Source organism: uncultured Photobacterium sp., from assembly GCF_947502415.1.
Lineage (GTDB): Bacteria > Pseudomonadota > Gammaproteobacteria > Enterobacterales > Vibrionaceae > Photobacterium.
The window spans coordinates 1-336 of sequence record NZ_CANMZV010000115.1 but is presented as its reverse complement, the minus strand read 5'-3'; the positions used below and the strand labels follow the sequence as shown (position 1 = coordinate 336).

1 pseudogene is annotated in these 336 nt (G+C 45.2%); it reads left to right on the top strand.

The features are described 5' to 3' along the window. Positions 1-336: pseudogene (locus Q0852_RS23765) on the top strand (hypothetical protein); the annotation flags it as partial.

The window sequence follows — 336 nt, the reverse complement described above, 5'->3', positions numbered from 1 at the left end:
TGGCGATCCGGTGCAGGGCGCAACTTATAAATTGGTTGATCAGAAGGGCGGTGTATTTAAAGGGAATTTGGATAACGGAGGTAAAGCATCCGTTAGCGGTGTTGCTCCGGGAGAGTTTACGGTTGAATACGGTGAAGATACTCGGGACTTTATGCCGAATGAGCCAACCAAGCAAAATCCTAATTATAATCCAGGTGCTAATGCCCAAAAGTTGATCGAAGAAGCGAAGCGGGGAGAAGTAGGCTTTTGGGAAAATAGTTGGAAACGAATGTCAGGTGCAGCTCATTGGATTTGGGGCGTAATTTTAGGCGATTTTAATGATGATGCTTCTGTTGA